14 protein-coding genes and 1 riboswitch are annotated in these 14,720 nt (G+C 59.3%); of the genes, 7 read left to right on the forward strand and 7 right to left on the reverse strand.

The genetic code is table 11. From position 1 onward, the window contains the following. The first annotated feature begins 106 nt into the window (after nt 1–106). Nucleotides 107–1,075 carry a CobW family GTP-binding protein gene (locus tag ACVWZF_RS10340; protein WP_457395667.1) on the forward strand — a complete coding sequence of 323 codons (969 nt, stop codon included), beginning with the start codon at nt 107–109 and terminating at the stop codon, nt 1,073–1,075. Between the two features lie 44 nt (nt 1,076–1,119). Next, nucleotides 1,120–2,004: a hypothetical protein gene (locus ACVWZF_RS10345; protein WP_457395664.1), complete on the forward strand. Its 885-nt coding sequence runs from the start codon at nt 1,120–1,122 to the stop codon at nt 2,002–2,004. Between the two features lie 330 nt (nt 2,005–2,334). On the opposite strand, the gene ACVWZF_RS10350 is transcribed toward ACVWZF_RS10345, so the two are convergent. Further along, the gene (locus tag ACVWZF_RS10350) at nt 2,335–3,303 is read right to left on the reverse strand and encodes a 30S ribosomal protein S1 (RefSeq protein ID WP_457406009.1); all 969 of its coding nucleotides are present in this window, start codon (nt 3,301–3,303) and stop codon (nt 2,335–2,337) included. Nucleotides 3,304–3,498: 195 nt separating this feature from the next. Between ACVWZF_RS10350 and obgE the strand changes: the two genes are divergently transcribed. The 4 genes from obgE to ACVWZF_RS10370 are packed head-to-tail and all read left to right on the forward strand — an operon-like array spanning nt 3,499 to nt 6,382. Continuing rightward, nucleotides 3,499–4,542 (forward strand): GTPase ObgE, encoded by a 1,044-nt coding sequence (gene obgE / locus ACVWZF_RS10355; protein ID WP_457395673.1) that lies wholly within the window; start codon nt 3,499–3,501, stop codon nt 4,540–4,542. Between the two features lie 60 nt (nt 4,543–4,602). Next, complete coding sequence (locus ACVWZF_RS10360; RefSeq protein ID WP_238376778.1) at nt 4,603–4,977, forward strand: hypothetical protein; 375 nt, start codon at nt 4,603–4,605, stop codon at nt 4,975–4,977. Between the two features lie 18 nt (nt 4,978–4,995). Then, nucleotides 4,996–5,709: an L-threonylcarbamoyladenylate synthase gene (locus tag ACVWZF_RS10365; protein WP_011433918.1), complete on the forward strand. Its 714-nt coding sequence runs from the start codon at nt 4,996–4,998 to the stop codon at nt 5,707–5,709. A gap of 55 nt (nt 5,710–5,764) precedes the next feature. Further along, a complete protein-coding gene (locus ACVWZF_RS10370; protein ID WP_011433917.1) occupies nt 5,765–6,382 on the forward strand; it encodes a PAP/fibrillin family protein in 618 nt (205 codons plus the stop codon). On the opposite strand, the gene ACVWZF_RS10375 is transcribed toward ACVWZF_RS10370, so the two are convergent. The 6 genes from ACVWZF_RS10375 to trpC all read right to left on the reverse strand — a co-directional run bounded on the left by ACVWZF_RS10375 (nt 6,379) and on the right by trpC (nt 12,619). Further along, complete coding sequence (locus ACVWZF_RS10375; protein WP_238376777.1) at nt 6,379–7,278, reverse strand: SPFH domain-containing protein; 900 nt, start codon at nt 7,276–7,278, stop codon at nt 6,379–6,381. The genes ACVWZF_RS10370 and ACVWZF_RS10375 overlap by 4 nt on opposite strands. A 97-nt stretch (nt 7,279–7,375) precedes the next feature. Then, nucleotides 7,376–8,419 carry a sirohydrochlorin chelatase gene (locus ACVWZF_RS10380; RefSeq protein WP_457411395.1) on the reverse strand — a complete coding sequence of 348 codons (1,044 nt, stop codon included), beginning with the start codon at nt 8,417–8,419 and terminating at the stop codon, nt 7,376–7,378. 30 nt (nt 8,420–8,449) lie between these two features. Continuing rightward, nucleotides 8,450–8,585: riboswitch (cobalamin riboswitch) on the reverse strand. Nucleotides 8,586–8,713: 128 nt separating this feature from the next. After that, entirely contained in the window at nt 8,714–11,029 is a 2,316-nt protein-coding gene (locus tag ACVWZF_RS10385) for a heavy metal translocating P-type ATPase (RefSeq protein ID WP_011433914.1), read from the reverse strand. 112 nt (nt 11,030–11,141) lie between these two features. Next, complete coding sequence (locus tag ACVWZF_RS10390) at nt 11,142–11,336, reverse strand: heavy-metal-associated domain-containing protein (RefSeq protein WP_011433913.1); 195 nt, start codon at nt 11,334–11,336, stop codon at nt 11,142–11,144. A 59-nt stretch (nt 11,337–11,395) separates the two neighbouring features. After that, the gene (locus ACVWZF_RS10395; protein ID WP_041436722.1) at nt 11,396–11,635 is read right to left on the reverse strand and encodes a DUF5340 domain-containing protein; all 240 of its coding nucleotides are present in this window, start codon (nt 11,633–11,635) and stop codon (nt 11,396–11,398) included. A gap of 63 nt (nt 11,636–11,698) precedes the next feature. Beyond that, nucleotides 11,699–12,619: an indole-3-glycerol phosphate synthase TrpC gene (trpC, locus tag ACVWZF_RS10400; RefSeq protein ID WP_011433911.1), complete on the reverse strand. Its 921-nt coding sequence runs from the start codon at nt 12,617–12,619 to the stop codon at nt 11,699–11,701. 263 nt (nt 12,620–12,882) lie between these two features. On the opposite strand from trpC, the gene hmpF reads away from it, so the two are divergent. Beyond that, nucleotides 12,883–14,610 carry a pilus motility taxis protein HmpF gene (gene hmpF, locus ACVWZF_RS10405; protein ID WP_457411397.1) on the forward strand — a complete coding sequence of 576 codons (1,728 nt, stop codon included), beginning with the start codon at nt 12,883–12,885 and terminating at the stop codon, nt 14,608–14,610. Nucleotides 14,611–14,720: the final 110 nt, after the last annotated feature.

Below are 14,720 nucleotides of genomic sequence, written 5' to 3' on the forward strand. Positions count from 1 at the left end.
GTAAACCAGCCTAGAGGTTCGTGGTTGGCTTGCCAACTGCAGGGCTGCCGAAAGCCCGCCCTGTACTGCGAAGCAGTCAGGGTCGGGTAGTTTACCCTCACCTGATATGAAAGCTCAGCTTCCGGTGACGATTTTGACAGGTTTTTTGGGCAGTGGCAAAACCACGCTGCTCAAGCGCATCTTGGAAGAGGAGCATGGGTTGCGCATTGGGGTTATCCTCAACGAGTTTGGCGAGATTTCCATCGATGGCGAGTTGGTCAACATGCCCGAGGGGGGGCTGATGCAGCTCAACAATGGTTGCCTCTGCTGCACGGTGCGAGAGGATTTTGAACGGGCGGCCCGCCAGCTGCTCCAGCATGCCCAGGCGTTGGACTATCTGGTGGTGGAAACCAGTGGGGTGGCGGATCCCAGGCAGGTGACCGAGCTATTTGTGCAGAGGGTCTTTCATGAGGAGTTGCGCCTGGATGGCGTGGTGACCTTGGTTGACGGTGCCGAATACTGGCGCAATTTCCAGCGCTCGCAAACCGCCGCCCACCAGATCGGCAGCGCTGACATTTTGTTGCTCAATAAGGTGGATTTGATCTACGAAGCCGAACGAGAGCGGATCCTTCTGGATCTGCGCCGCTACAACCCCGCTGCCCCTTGCCTGCTCACCACCCATGCCCAGGTGCCCTTGGCCCGCATCTTGGATGTGCATGCCTTTCGTCCGGAATTGTGGGATCCCAGGCTCCCCAATGCAGAGACTGAGGCCCACCATAGCCATCACCTCGAGGAAGACGGGATCCAATCGGTGAGCTTTCAACTGCAGCAGCCGCTGGATTTGGCGGCTTTTCGCGATTGGCTACAAGACATGCCCGAGACCCTTTTTCGCGCCAAGGGGGTGCTGTCGGTTCTGGATGAGCCGCAGCGGGTTATCTTCCATCAAGTGGGCCAGCGGCAAACCCTTTTTCTGGAACGGGACTGGGATCCCGATGAGCCCCGCTTGTCCAAAATTGTGTTGATTGGCAAAGGGCTGGAGCCGGAACAGCTGGCTGCCGGCCTCAGCCGGGTGTGCGGGGCAACCGCCGCTGGCTAAGGATCCTCTTCAGTTTTTTCGGTTTTTGGATTGGGTGATCTGGGATGGCTCGCAGCAAACTTTCAGAGCAAGAACAACAGCAAATTGTTAGCGCCTACCGCGGCTCGGCAGCGACCGCCGTCGAATTGGCGGAGCAATTTCAGGTGAGCATCACCACCATCACCCGCGTGTTGAAGGAAAATATCGCTGCCGATGAGTATCAGCGGTTGATCCATCTCAAACGCTCGGCTGCCCGCCGCAAAGACATGGGGGAAAAAGCTGTTGTTGGCGGGATCCCAGCCCCAGAGCAGCAGATTTTGCCGCTGGAGCCGGAGCTGCCTTCTCCATCTCCCTTGCCGGAGCCCCCCGCAGAGCCGAACGCAAACGACGAAGGCGAGGATAACACCGCTGGAACAGAGTCTCTGCCAAAACTGCCCCCAGAAGAACTGCCGTTGGCGGCTGAGCTTCAGGAAGATGTGGAGGATGTCGGGGAAGAGGATGAGGAAGAGACCGAAGAAGACCGTGACCTCGAAGACGAGGATGAGGACGACCCTGACTATCTCCTAGAAGATGAAGATGGGCCAGAAGAGGATCCCCTCACCGATCCCGGCTATCAAATTCAGGTATTACCCCTGGAAGAGCTCACCCTACCGGAAACCTGCTATGTCGTTGTTGACCGCTACCAAGAACTGACCACCCGCCCTCTCAAAGAATTCTTTGGCTCGGGATCCCTGCCCATCGAAGGGATGGATAACGCCAATACGCTGCCGATTTTCGACAGCCACAAGGTGGCCCGCCGCTTTTCCGAAATGAGCCGTCGGGGCAGCAACACCTACCCACCCTACCGGGTAATCCAGTTTCCCGGCTACATTCTGGAGATTGTGCGCACCCAACTGCAAAAGAAAGGCATCACCCATCTGCTCATGGATGGGCAGATCTACAGTCTTTGACAGGATCCTCAAGCTCAGAAGTGGGGGACTCCTGTTACTGGCGCAGGTTGGCAACACTACGTGAACGCCAGCCGCACTTCCTGTTTTAGCCTACCTCGCCACAGCAGCAGTACCCGTCTCTTCGGACATTTGGACTGCCCCCGCCCCCACGGGCTTATGGATCGCTCCTCAGCTCCCCACTCACACTGATGGAACCAAAGGCTCATGCCGTGACATACTCCCGCACTCATGCTGATGCAAAGCGCTCCGCGCCGCTAAAGCGAGAGAGGGCCGGGCTTCTCGGCGGCCTAGCTAAGCCTTGTAGCAGGCAGAAATACGCAAAGTTTGTGATCATTCCACAGCCGTCGCCGCGTATTCCAGCTCCTCTTCCACCACTTCCGGTGGGGCCTCTGCCGCTTGTCCTTGCTTAGCGGCCAGCAGTTGCTCACGGTACTTGGCTGCCATTTCCTCAGCCTTCTCGTAAACCAGCTTGGGATCCCGAATCATGTCGCCGGGATTGGGCTCCAGTTGCTTGGTGGACAGCGAGATCCGCCCCCGCTCCGCATCTAGATCGATGATCATCACCTTCACTTCGTCGTTGACGTTGAAGACGCTGTGGGGCGTGTCAACATGATCGTGGGAGATCTCGGAAATGTGCAGCAGGCCGGAGACGCCGCCAATATCGATGAAGGCACCATAGGGCTTGATGCCCCGCACCGTGCCAACCACCACCTCGCCCACTTCCAGCTTGTTCATCTTCCGCTCCACCAAGGCGCGGCGATGGCTCAACACCAGGCGGTTGCGGTCTTCGTCCACCTCCAGAAACTTCAGGGGCAGCTCTTCGCCCACCAGCTCTTCTTTTGGCTTGCGGCTGCTGATGTGGGATCCGGGGATAAAGCCCCGCAGCCCCTCAATCCGCACCAGGGCTCCACCTCGGTTGGTAGCAAAAATGGTTGAGCGAACGGTGGCATCTTCTTTCTGGAGCTGCCGTACCCGTTCCCAGGCCCGCATGTACTCGATGCGGCGGATGGAGAGGGTCAGCTGTCCCTCTTCGTTTTCTTCGGTGAGGATAAAAAACTCGCGGGTTTCTCCCGGCTGCAGCATCTCGTGCGGGTCTTCCAGGCGGCTAATCGACATCTCCTGGAGCGGCAGAAAGGCAGCCGTTTTGGCCCCAATATCGATCAAAGCACCGCGTGGCTCCACCGAGAATACTGTACCCGCCACAATTTCGCCAGGGCTGAAGTGATAGTCGTACTTATCCAGAAGGGCGGCAAAGTCTTCAGTGGTAAAACCTACATCGGCAGCAGTGAATCGACTCATAGGGGTGCAGTAACAGATCAGTTGCGCGGGATAAAGGGTAGAAGGCCAATCGAGTTTGGCAGGATCCCACTTCCACTTTCCCACCTGGGGAGGATGTGGCTGGGAAATACCATCGTAGCTTAGAGGAGCGTCTTTTGTGGCAAGTTTCCCGGCATCTTGCCAAGCTGAAAGATAGAAGATTCGGAGGAAGAGCAATTGCACTTTATCGACCAAGCCGAAATTGAAGTGCAAGGGGGAAATGGCGGGGATGGCATCGTTGCCTTCCGCCGTGAGAAGTATGTGCCGGCTGGGGGGCCATCCGGCGGCAATGGCGGGCGGGGCGGCTCGGTGATCTTGGTGGCCGATCCCGGCCTGCAAACTCTGTTGGATTTTCGCTTTCAACCGGTGATCAAGGCGGAACACGGGGCCAAAGGGGGGCCCAACCATCGCAGCGGGGCCAGTGGTGCGGATCGGCTGGTGCGGGTGCCCTGCGGTACTGTGGTGTTCAATGCGGAGACGGGGGAATTGTTGGGCGATCTGGTGGGCAAGGGGGATCAATTGCTGGTAGCCCGTGGGGGCAAAGGCGGCTTAGGCAATGCCCATTTTTTGAGCAACCACAATCGCGCCCCCCGCCAATTCACCAAGGGCGAAGCGGGAGAACGGGTGCGCCTGCGCCTGGAGCTGAAGTTGATTGCCGAGGTGGGCATTGTCGGCCTGCCCAATGCGGGCAAGTCCACTCTGATTTCGGTGGTCTCCTCTGCCCGGCCCAAGATTGCCGACTACCCCTTCACCACGCTGCAGCCCAATTTGGGAGTGGTGCCCCATCCATCGGGAGATGGGGTGGTGTTTGCCGATATCCCGGGGCTGATCGAGGGGGCGCACTTGGGGGTGGGGCTGGGCCACGAGTTTTTGCGCCATGTGGAGCGCACCAGGGTACTGATTCATTTGGTGGATGGCACGGCGGCGGATCCCGTCAAGGATTACCAGATCATTCAGCAGGAGCTGCGCGCCTACGGCCACGGGTTAATCGATAAGCCACAAATCCTGGTTTTGAACAAGATCGATGTTCTGGATCCCCAGCAGGTTGCCGAGCGCGCCCAGAGGCTGTCTGCTGCTGCCGGCACTTCGGTGGTGACCATTTCTGCGATTGCCAAGCAGGGGCTGGATGCCCTCTTGCAGCGGGTGTGGCAGTGCCTGGGTCGGGGATCCCAACAGCCTGCGCGGTTGGATCTTGTGGGGGCAAAATCCATCCAGTCCTAGGGCAGAAGAATCTTAGAATAGGAAAGCCCCTGCCTTCCCAGAACCCAGAGACGAGTGGCTATGTATATCTCGGCGGAGGATCTGCCACCGGATTTGCGTCAGATCATGTTGGCCGTTGAACAGGCGGCCCAGGCGAGGGCGGGAGCGTGTGTGGAGCTGCTGATGCTCCTGCGGCTGCTGGAGGAGTTGCACCGCGCGATCCTGGAAGGTGCCTTTCGGGAGTCTTTGCCCAACACCCGTCAAGCTCTGTATCGGGTGCTTCAAGATTTGGAAGAAGCCGGCGACTGGCCCTATCTGCCCCGTCTGCACATCCAAGCCCTGATGCAACAACTGAAGGACTGGCCCGAATCTCAGGGATCCCCGCCCGCGTCGGTGCCACCGACCCCCCGCCCTCTTGTGGAAAACCCCCTGGGGGGTAGCTGCTCCCAGTCTTGACCTCTTCCCATCTGCCCGATGGCCGAGTACTTTAAGCTGCATCCGCAACAGCCCCAGGCCCGTTCCATCCGGCGGATTGCGGCGGCTTTGCGGGAGGGGGCGGTGATGCTTTACCCCACCGATACGGTTTACGCCATTGGCTGCGACGCGACCCACAAACAAGCAGTGGAGCGGGTACGCCGTATCAAGCAGCTCTCCAACGACAAGCCTCTTACCTTTTTGTGCCCTTCTCTCTCACGCATTGCCCACTATGCCCAGGTAACCGATTCGGCCTATCGGCTGATGCGGCGGCTGATCCCGGGCCCGTTTACGTTTCTGTTGCCGGCCACCAAGCTGGTGCCCAAGTTGGTGATGGAGCCCAAACGGAAAACCACCGGCATCCGCGTGCCCGACTCGGCCATTTGTCAGGCTTTGCTGGAAGAGTTGGGCAATCCAATTGTCTCCACCTCTGCCAAGCTGGGGGGGGATCCCGTCGGATCCCTGGACTTAAGTTCTGGGCAAGCCTGGGAGTGGGAGAGCGACCCCTGGGATGAGGGTGGGATCTTTGCGGCTGAAGAGATGCGGCAGTTGGAAAAACAGGTGGATCTGGTGCTGGATGACGATGCCCCCCGTCGGGCCAAGGTCTCTACGGTAATTGACTTGACGGGATCCGAGCCGCTGGTGGTGCGGGCCGGGCTGGGGTATGAGCAGGTGGCAGATCTGAACCTGAAACTGGTGGGAGAAGACGGTTAAGGGCAGAGGGATCCCGCGTTCTCTAAAATAGGGTCAGTGCCTTCGGAGTGTGCCCATGTCTGAGGCCCTGGCTCAGCAAAAATCGGCTCTGCTGCACCTACTGGAGGCGACCGACCGGGGCCGGAAAGTTTCCCCTGACCAAAAAGCCCAGATTTTGTCTCAAATTGCCGTCCTAGAAGCGCTCAACCCCACCCCCAAGCCAACATCGGCTCCTGAAGGGTTGGAGGGGAACTGGCTCACCCTATTTACCACGAGCACAGCTCTGCTGCGGCTGGCACAGTTGCCTTTTTTGACCACCGGCGAGATCTACCAGTGTATTCGGGCCAAGGCTGGACGGGTCTTCAACGTGGCGGAGATCCAGGGATCCGGCTGGCTGGGGGCTTGGGTGCCACGGGGAATCTTGGCGGTATCGGCACGCTTTTACCCCGAATCGGAGCGTCGGGTGAGGGTGATTTTCGAGCGATTGGTGTTCGGATCCCAAGCTTTGATGAGCTACGAGATCGAGAGTTTTCTCGATTTGCTCGAGCAGGCTCCGGAGCGGATCCCGGCTATTCAAATCGATATTCGCCGCCGCGAGCCAACGGGTTGGCTGGATATCACCTATTTAGATGAAGACTTGCGGCTGGGTCGGGGCAGCGAGGGGAGTGTATTTGTTCTAAAGCGGGTCGGCTAGTCGGAGGATCCAGAGGACTCCGTTTCCGCCCTTTCGTGAGATGGGTTTTGGGTTAGGGTGAAGCCTATTTCCTGGAGAACTTGCAAGGCGCGGTAGGACTCTCGCAAAGTTTGCAGCTCCTGTTGAGTTTGCTCCAGTTGCCGGGCCCATTCTGCCTGTTGGGAGCGCAACTCTCGATTTTCCAATTTTTTGCGCTGCAGGATGCGCTTGAGTTTTTGCTGCTGCTGCTGGAGTTGAGCCCGCTCTGCTTCTGCGTGTTGCAGTTGGGTCCTTTGGCGTTCCAATTCTATTTTCAGGGTGGTGACCTGGGATTGAAGTTGGCGGAGCTTTTGGCGCAGCGCTTGCTCTGGCGTGGGTTTGGTCGACTCGGAGCTTGGAGAAGGGGAAGATGTTTGTAGGTTTTGCAGATGCTGTTGTAACTGTTGGGCTTGGGCCTGCAGGACTCGAGACCGTTGCTGCTCGCTGCGCAGTTGGGCTTGGGCGCGTTCACAGGTCTGGATTTCGGCTTTCACCCGCTGCTTGATGCGGTCAAGGATCTTTTGATGGCGGAGCTGGGTTTGCCGGATCTCCTGAGCCACCTGCCAAGGGCGAGGATCCCCCTTAGGTTGTCGTGGCTCGCCGCCGTGGTCGGCAGGATCAAAGGGAGATAGGGTCGCCACCAGCGATTCTCGAAAGTCGCTCCAGGAAGCCGATTGCAGACCCATCTGAACCACCCGCCAGGCCCCATAGGAGGCCCCAGCGGCAGCCAGGATCCCAGGGATCCCGGCCAGGGAGAGGGAAACCTTGGGCAGGGTGGGCAGGATCTGATCCAGCAGCCCCACCACCAGGGCGAAAACAAAGATCCCGCTCCCCACGGCAGCGGCACCTGAAACCCAAGAGGAGCGGGAGAGCATCATCGTTTTTTCGTCATCACAACCGCTAGAGCGGGAAAACCAGGTTCAAAAATTGCCTGTCTGCACTCAGTTTATCCCGCCAGCAGCCTCTGTTTCCCTCTTAGGGCACCTGCCATGCCCGTTGGTGGTAGCCCTCTAATTGGGCCCAGGGATCCCCAGCCGCTGCGTGGGTGTGGCCGTGCTGAGGGTGATGGTGAGAATGAGGGTGGTGATGGGATCCATGCCCGTGATGGTGGTCATGAGGCTCGTGAGGGTGGTGATGGCTGGATCCAGCTCTGACCTCTGCGCTCACGGCCAGGCGAAACTTGCACAGGTGGCAGTTCATCGGGGTTTGGCCCTGCAGGGCTTCCTGCTCCAGTTGCTGCAGGCTGTGCAGCACCGTGTCCACAAGGCCCAATTCCGGCAGCATCAGCCAGTCGATTTCCGGCTGTCGTTGTCGTTGTTGTTCCACTGCCGCCTCAATTTTTTTCACCAGCACTCCGGTAAACAGGAAGTAGGGCAGCACGATCACCCGGCGCGGATGCCAGGACAAGGCCCGCTCCAATCCCACGGGCAGGCGGGGATGGGTAATGCCGATAAAGCAAGTTTCCACAGCGGCAAACCCAGATCCTTCCCAAAGCAACCGGGCCAGTTTACAGGCTTCGGCATTGGCCTCGGGATCGCTGGAGCCGCGACCCACAAACAGGAGCACGGTTTCTGCTTCTGGGATCCGCTGCGGTTGGGCGGCCATCAAAGCGGCCAATCGGTCTCGCAGCAGTTGCAGGATCTCGATGCGGATCCCCAACGGCCCACCGTAATGAATGCGCAACTGGGGATAGAGGGTCTGCAGGAGATCCAATTCCATCGTCACATCGAACTTGTTGTGGCGGGCCCCAAACAGCAACAGCGGCAGGACCACAATCTCTTGCCACCCTTGGGCCAAGCACTGCTCTACCCCCTGGGCAATGGTTGGCTGGGTCAGCTCCAGAAAGCAGGGGATCACCGGTCGATGGGGGGTGAGAGCTTGGTAAGCCTGGGCTAGCTCCAGAAAGGCTTGCTGCCCTTGGGGGTCGCGGGATCCGTGGCCGATGAGCAACAGGGGCAGGGGGACAACAGGAGACTGCACAACCGCAAGCGGAGGGGAAACACTGAGGGTATTCAACACAAAAAACTCCGTTCCTTGTGAATCGCAAGGGGTACAGGACAACGGCAGGTGGGTGTTCTGGCTGAGGGAGGGATCCCATCACAGTTGCGTCACAGTGGCGGACTTGCACCGCGCTTTCCCCAGTCTGCCTGAGCCTTTTAGGTTAGCTTGCCGCTTGTCGTTCACCAAGCCCCCTGGGGGGGATGTCCTTGTCTGCCAGAAGATAGCCCTGAGGCATGAGCGGTACGGCAGACTCATGCTCAAAGGGCAGCAAAACTGTTGCCGCGCTAATCCCCCTTGCCCCTGGGAGAGGGCCTAACGCCGGCCCGCTGGTCTGGGGGGCTGAAAGTGTCGCAGGCGCAGGGCATTGGCGACCACCGAAACGGAACTCAGGGCCATGGCTGCCCCCGCCAGCATAGGGTTGAGCAACCAGCCTGTAAAGGGATAGAGCGCCCCAGCGGCAATCGGGATCCCCAGCGTATTGTAGATAAAGGCGAAGAAGAGGTTCTGGCGGATGTTGTTGAGGGTGGCCCGGCTGAGTTGAATGGCTGTGGCGACTCCGCGCAGATCTCCCGACATGAGGGTAATATCGCTGGCGGCCATCGCCACATCCGTACCCGTACCGATGGCGATCCCCACATCCGCTTCTGCCAGAGCCGGAGCATCGTTAATGCCATCTCCCACCATCGCCACCCGCCGTCGCGGTTGTCTTAGGCTGCGTATGTAAGCTGCCTTCTGATCCGGACGGACTTGGGCAATTACCCGCTGAATGCCTGCTTGCCGAGCAACCGCTTGGGCCGTGGTGGGGTTATCCCCGGTTAGCAGGATCACCTCTAGACCCATCTGTTGCAGCTGTTGCACTGCCTCAGGAGAGGTGGGTTTGAGCGGATCGGCAATGGCCAACAGCCCCACCAGGCTCTGGGATTGGGCTACGCCGATCACCGTTTTGCCCTGGCTTTCCCAGGTCTGAACCCGCTCTGACCAAGAGGGATCCCAAGGGATCCCCATCTCCTGTAGCCAGCTCAGCCGACCGATGCAGATCCACTGGTCTTCCACCCAGGCTTCTGCCCCACTGCCTATCCTTGCCTGAAAATGCTGGGCAGGAGGGATCACAATTTTTTCGGCTTCGGCTTTCTGCACTACCGCCTGGGCCAAAGGATGTTCCGAGTGCCGCTCCACCGCCGCTGCCAGGCGCAACACCGCCAGGGGAGAGGAGCCGTGGGCCCAAATATCGGTGACGGTAGGGCGACCTTCGGTCAGGGTGCCGGTTTTGTCCAAGACCACCGTGCGCAAGTGGTGGGCCAATTCCAGGCTGTCGCCACTTTTCACCAGGATCCCCAATTCTGCCCCTCGTCCCGTGGCCACCAGGATCGAGGTGGGGGTTGCCAACCCCAGCGCACAAGGGCAGGCGATGATCAGCACCCCAATCGTGTTCACCAAGGCCAGCGTCAGGTTGTCCGCCAACACCCACCAGAGCACGAAAGTTAGAACTGCCACCCCGATCACTGCCGGCACAAACCAGGCAGTCACCCGATCCGCCACCTGTTGAATTGGGGCTTTGGATCCCTGGGCTTCCTGCACCAGGCGCACGATCTGGGCCAGAACCGTGTCTTTGCCCACCCGCCGCGCCTCCATCACAAAGCTGCCCGTCCGATTCAGCGTTGCCCCAATCACCTCATCCCCCGCCGACTTGAGTACAGGCAGGCTCTCGCCGGTCACCATGGACTCGTCGAGGGTGGAGGATCCCTCTAGGATTACCCCATCCACCGGCACCTTCTCTCCGGGGCGCACTCGGATCCGATCCCCCACCTGCACTTCCCGAATCGGAATATCCTGCTCCACCCCATGGCGAATTACCCTTGCCGTTTTCGGTTGCAGCCCGATCAGCTTGCGAATGGCTTCGGAGGTTTGCCCCTTAGCCCGTTGCTCCATCCACTTGCCCACCAGAATCAGGGTGGTGACCACCGCCGACACCTCATAATAGACATCCGGGTGCAGTCCTTGCCGGTGAAAATAGTCGGGGAAAACCGTTGGGAAAACAGAATAGAAAAAAGCCGCGCTCGTCCCTAAGGCCACCAGCGTGTTCATATCCGCCGAGCGCCGTTGCCAAGCGGCCCAAGCGCCTCGATAAAAATGCTTGCCCACCCAAAACTGCACCGGAGCCGTCAGCAGCAACTGCAACCCAGGATTGTGCAGCCACATGGGAAAGCCCGGGATGTCCATCCCCAGCATCATCGGCAGGGATCCGATCACCAGCACCGTGCTGATGCCCACCCCTATCGCCACCTTGAGCTTCAGTTCCCGTTCTGCGGCCCGTTGGGCGATCCGCTCTGGATCCGACAGATCGTCCAGCTGCCAATCCTCCTGGATAAGGCGCGCCCGATACCCCGCCCGCTCCACCGCCCGAATCAGCGCCTGCGGATCCACCAGCCTGGGATCCCCTTTGACGGTGGCCTGCTCACTGGCAAAATTCACTGATCCGTGGGACACCCCCTGCACCTGAGCGAGGGCCTGTTCGATGCTGCGGGCGCAGGAGGCACAGCTCATCCCTTGTAAGGCCAACTGCCAAGTGCCCTCAGGAGAAGGCGCAGAGGCCGATAGTGCAGCCGATGACCCTTTATGGGCAGACATGGCAACACCTTGTTGATGAAACGACAGCTACTCTCCACCCTGGGCAGGGCGAAGGCAGCCATCTGTACAGAAATTCAAAACAGACACCCGACCGTTCCCGGCCCAAAATTGACTAGGCCGGGGGATATCCCACCTGGGTGAGGGCCTGCCGCAAATCGCCCACAGGCCGCTCAGAAGTAATCCGCACCTGTTTGGTTTTGGGATCCCCTTCCACCTGGGCCTGGGGATCCAGTTGCCGCACCGCTTGCGCAATGGTGTCCACGCAAGCCCCACAGGCCAGCTTGGGCACCGTCAAAACAACCTGCATCTTGGAAACCCCCCCCAATGCCACTGAAAGGATGCTAAACCTTACAGTGGGCTGGAAGGTCAAGAGGGAGGCTGAGGCTCGTCCATATTCCAGCGGTAGTCCACCTGATAGCCCCGCTGTCGCCACTCTTCCTCCAGTTGCACCTGTTGGGTGAGGGCTTTGCGCAGGGAGTTGATCAGCTCTTGCGTGCGGCCTCGGTTGCCAAAATCCTGTTCCTCTACTGCCGGAAAGGTTTGCCGCTCCAACACCCGCAGCAGAAATTCGTAGTGGATATGAGCCGGCACAGGAATACGTTTCATCGATCCAAGCAATCCTTAGAGATCAATTGTTCTCGCAGAGATCCATTGATAAATGGTTTTCATTCACTGAGATGACAACAGGTGGCGCACAGCTTGGCCGGGATCCGGCTGGGTCACCAGCGCTTCCCCCACGAGCACAGAGCGCACCCCCCAGGCCCGCAACTGCTGCAGATCGGCGGGGGTATGGATGCCGGACTCGCTGACCACAGGCAGATCGCCAAGGAGCTCCGAGTGGGCGGCCAACAGGTTGCGCGTTGTGTTTAAGTCCACCGCAAAGGTTCTCAGATCGCGATTGTTGATGCCAATGAGCACCTGCCCCCTGGAGTCTTGCAGTTGGGGCAAACGCAACACCCGCTGCAACTCTTGGGAGGTGTGCACCTCCAGCAGAGCCGCCATGCCCAATTGCCGAATCAGCTTGAGAAAGTAGCCCAAATCCGCATCGGAGAGAATGGCGGCAATCAAGAGCACCGCATCTGCCCCCAGGCTGCGGGCCCAGAGGATTTGGTAGGGGTAGAGGATGAACTCCTTGCAGAGGATGGGGATCCCTACTGCCTGACGGATCCGGCGCAGATACTCGCCGCTGCCCTGAAAGAACCGCTCATCTGTGAGCACCGAGAGGCAACTGGCCCCACCGGCCTCATAGCTCTGGGCAATGGCCACCGGGTCAAAGGGATCCCGGAGAACGCCGCGGCTGGGAGAGGCTTTTTTGACCTCGGCAATCACAGAGATAGGGTGAGGCGACTGGGTGAGGGCCGCCACAAAATCCCGCACCGGCGGGGCTTGATCCAGTTGCCGTTGCAATTCCTTGAGGGGAAGCTGCTCCCGTTGGCGCTCCACCTCCTGCTCTTTATGCCAGACGATCGCTTCCAAAATGTGGCGCGGTTTGGCTTCCGGCGCTGTTGTCTGGTACACCTGAGAGGCTACGACCACCGGCGGGGCAGGAGAACGCCGACGAATAGAAAGCGGCTCACCTTGCAGCTCCATACAAACCCTGAGCGGAACCCTACACCACACCCTAGACTACCTTAGTGCTCCGCCACCGGTTTGAATAGCTACCCCGGACATCCCCAAAACTCATCTGGCGAAGGCGTTTTTTTTACCCTATGGTTGAGTCTAGAAAGGTGGTGTAGTCTTTATGCGCCTCGGCGAGCCATGTTCTGGCGGCCGTCCATTTTTCCCCGGCCAGGGGCAATGGCTCGGTGGGGTCAAGGCTGGTGCTGTCCATGCTGTTTTAGAGGAGTTCAGGCGTGCTGTACCTAGCAGAGCTATCCAAGCCGATTGGATTTGCCAAGTCGTCTCTGCAATTGCTGGCCAAGCAGCAGCAGGACAATACCTGGGTGGCCGTGAACGAAGAATCCATTACTTTGGAAGGCCGCATCGCCCAGGAGGCCGGGCGCTTCAAGGATGGGTCATTGGTGCTGGCGGAAATCTCCGGCAACCGTCAGGTCGCCCGCATCAGCGAAGCCGCTCGCCAACTGGTGACCTATCTGCAAAACTTCAGCCAACTTCAGCTCAGAGCCCGCAGCCAGGAAGAGGAGATCGAGGTTTGGAAACAGTCCCTCACCTTTCAGGCGCATGAGCTTAAACGCCGCGAGATGGATCTGGCAGCCCAAGAAGAAGAGGTGCAGCGGCTGTACGAGCAGTACAAGAGTGTAGAGGAAGATCGCAAACTCCTGGACAGCCTCAAAGAGGAACTGGCAGCCCAGCAAGCTTACTTAGCTGAACAACAGCGCCTGATCGGAGAGCAGCGGGAAGCTCTGAATCGGCAGCGGCAAGAGTTGGAAGCCCAGTTGCAAGAAGCTCGCTCCAGCCGCTTGGGGGAGGCAGAAGCAGCGCAGCTACAGGCTTTGGTGCAGCAGCTCCAGGAGACTCTACATCCGGCTGGGGATCCCTTGGCGCTTCTGCAGAGCTTGAAAAGCCACATTCAGCAGCAGCAGGAGCACTTGAATCAACAGATTGCCCAACTGGAAGCAGAACGTCAGCAGGCCCAGGCCCGGCAAGACGAGCTGGATCGAGACTACCGCGCTTGGCAAGAACGCCACACCGCTTGGTGGGGATCCCGACAATCCCTGGAGCAAAGCCAAGCAGAGTGGCAAACTCGACAGGGATCCCTGCGAGCCCATCAAGAGCACCTGCAGAGGATTCTCCAGCAGCTGCAATCTCAAGAGAGCCTATACCAGAAAGCCTCTCGTCTGGTGCAGGAATACGACTTTATCGTCGATGGCAGCAGCAACGGCAGGGCTGGGGAGCCGGCGATCTCGGTCGAGGAGCTGGCGGCTTTGGTCAGCCAACTGCGCCGAGATTACGAGCAGCGGGCGGCCCAGGTCAGCCAGCAGCGGGCCGAACTGGAGCAAAACCGGCAAACCCTGCGGGAGCTGCAAGAGCGGCTGGCCAGCGCCTCTCCAGAGGAGCGGTTTGACATCGAGATGGATATCGACTATGCCCAGTCTGCCTGCAGTGCTTTGGAAGAAGCCCTGCTGCCTCAGGAAAAAAACCTGCAGCGAGAGTATGAAGAGTTGACCCGCCAGGAAGCCCGCCTTAGACAGCTGCAAAATCAAGCTGCTGCCCCGGTTCAGGTCGATATTGGGCCGCTCCTGGAACAGATCGGCAGCCAGAAGCAGGATCTTCTCCAAGAAAAAGGTCGTCTGCAAACCCTCATTCAACAACTGGAATCGTCCTTGCCTTCTCAGCAGGAGCAGCTCGCCCGCCAACGGCAGGAATTGGAGCAGCAGTGGCAACACCTGGAGCAAGAGGAGGGATCCCTGCGGGCGCGCGCCCAGGCCATGGCAGAAACCTGGGGTCGCCTCAATCACCTGCAGGCCACCCTCTATCCAGAGCGGGATCGGTGGGCAGCGTTGGCGGGAGAATTGGCGCAGTTGGAGACGGAGCTGAGCCAACACCAAGCCAGAAACTCCACCGCATGCGACCACGTCCAACAGGTACACTTTCTCCTGGCTACCCTCGCGCAGGCGTGAGGGAGTTCACGTTTCCTGTGGGGGGTGGGGAGAACCGGCGCAAGGGGAACTACGGCCTTAATTGAGGAAAACAAATCTGGTAAAATTCGCTAGCACCCTGCAGCCACTGG

The organism is Thermostichus sp. OS-CIW-30 (assembly GCF_054060215.1).

What these genes read in the sequence shown, in the direction of transcription:
- ACVWZF_RS10390 (WP_011433913.1), bottom strand. Translation starts at nt 11,336, where the DNA reads ATGCAGGTTGTTTTGACGGTGCCCAAGCTGGCCTGTGGGGCTTGCGTG.
- ACVWZF_RS10365 (WP_011433918.1), top strand. Translation starts at nt 4,996, where the DNA reads ATGGCCGAGTACTTTAAGCTGCATCCGCAACAGCCCCAGGCCCGTTCC.
- ACVWZF_RS10345 (WP_457395664.1), top strand. Translation starts at nt 1,120, where the DNA reads ATGGCTCGCAGCAAACTTTCAGAGCAAGAACAACAGCAAATTGTTAGC.
- ACVWZF_RS10385 (WP_011433914.1), bottom strand. Translation starts at nt 11,029, where the DNA reads ATGTCTGCCCATAAAGGGTCATCGGCTGCACTATCGGCCTCTGCGCCT.
- ACVWZF_RS10360 (WP_238376778.1), top strand. Translation starts at nt 4,603, where the DNA reads ATGTATATCTCGGCGGAGGATCTGCCACCGGATTTGCGTCAGATCATG.
- ACVWZF_RS10375 (WP_238376777.1), bottom strand. Translation starts at nt 7,278, where the DNA reads ATGATGCTCTCCCGCTCCTCTTGGGTTTCAGGTGCCGCTGCCGTGGGG.
- ACVWZF_RS10370 (WP_011433917.1), top strand. Translation starts at nt 5,765, where the DNA reads ATGTCTGAGGCCCTGGCTCAGCAAAAATCGGCTCTGCTGCACCTACTG.
- ACVWZF_RS10395 (WP_041436722.1), bottom strand. Translation starts at nt 11,635, where the DNA reads ATGAAACGTATTCCTGTGCCGGCTCATATCCACTACGAATTTCTGCTG.
- ACVWZF_RS10350 (WP_457406009.1), bottom strand. Translation starts at nt 3,303, where the DNA reads ATGAGTCGATTCACTGCTGCCGATGTAGGTTTTACCACTGAAGACTTT.
- ACVWZF_RS10340 (WP_457395667.1), top strand. Translation starts at nt 107, where the DNA reads ATGAAAGCTCAGCTTCCGGTGACGATTTTGACAGGTTTTTTGGGCAGT.
- trpC (WP_011433911.1), bottom strand. Translation starts at nt 12,619, where the DNA reads ATGGAGCTGCAAGGTGAGCCGCTTTCTATTCGTCGGCGTTCTCCTGCC.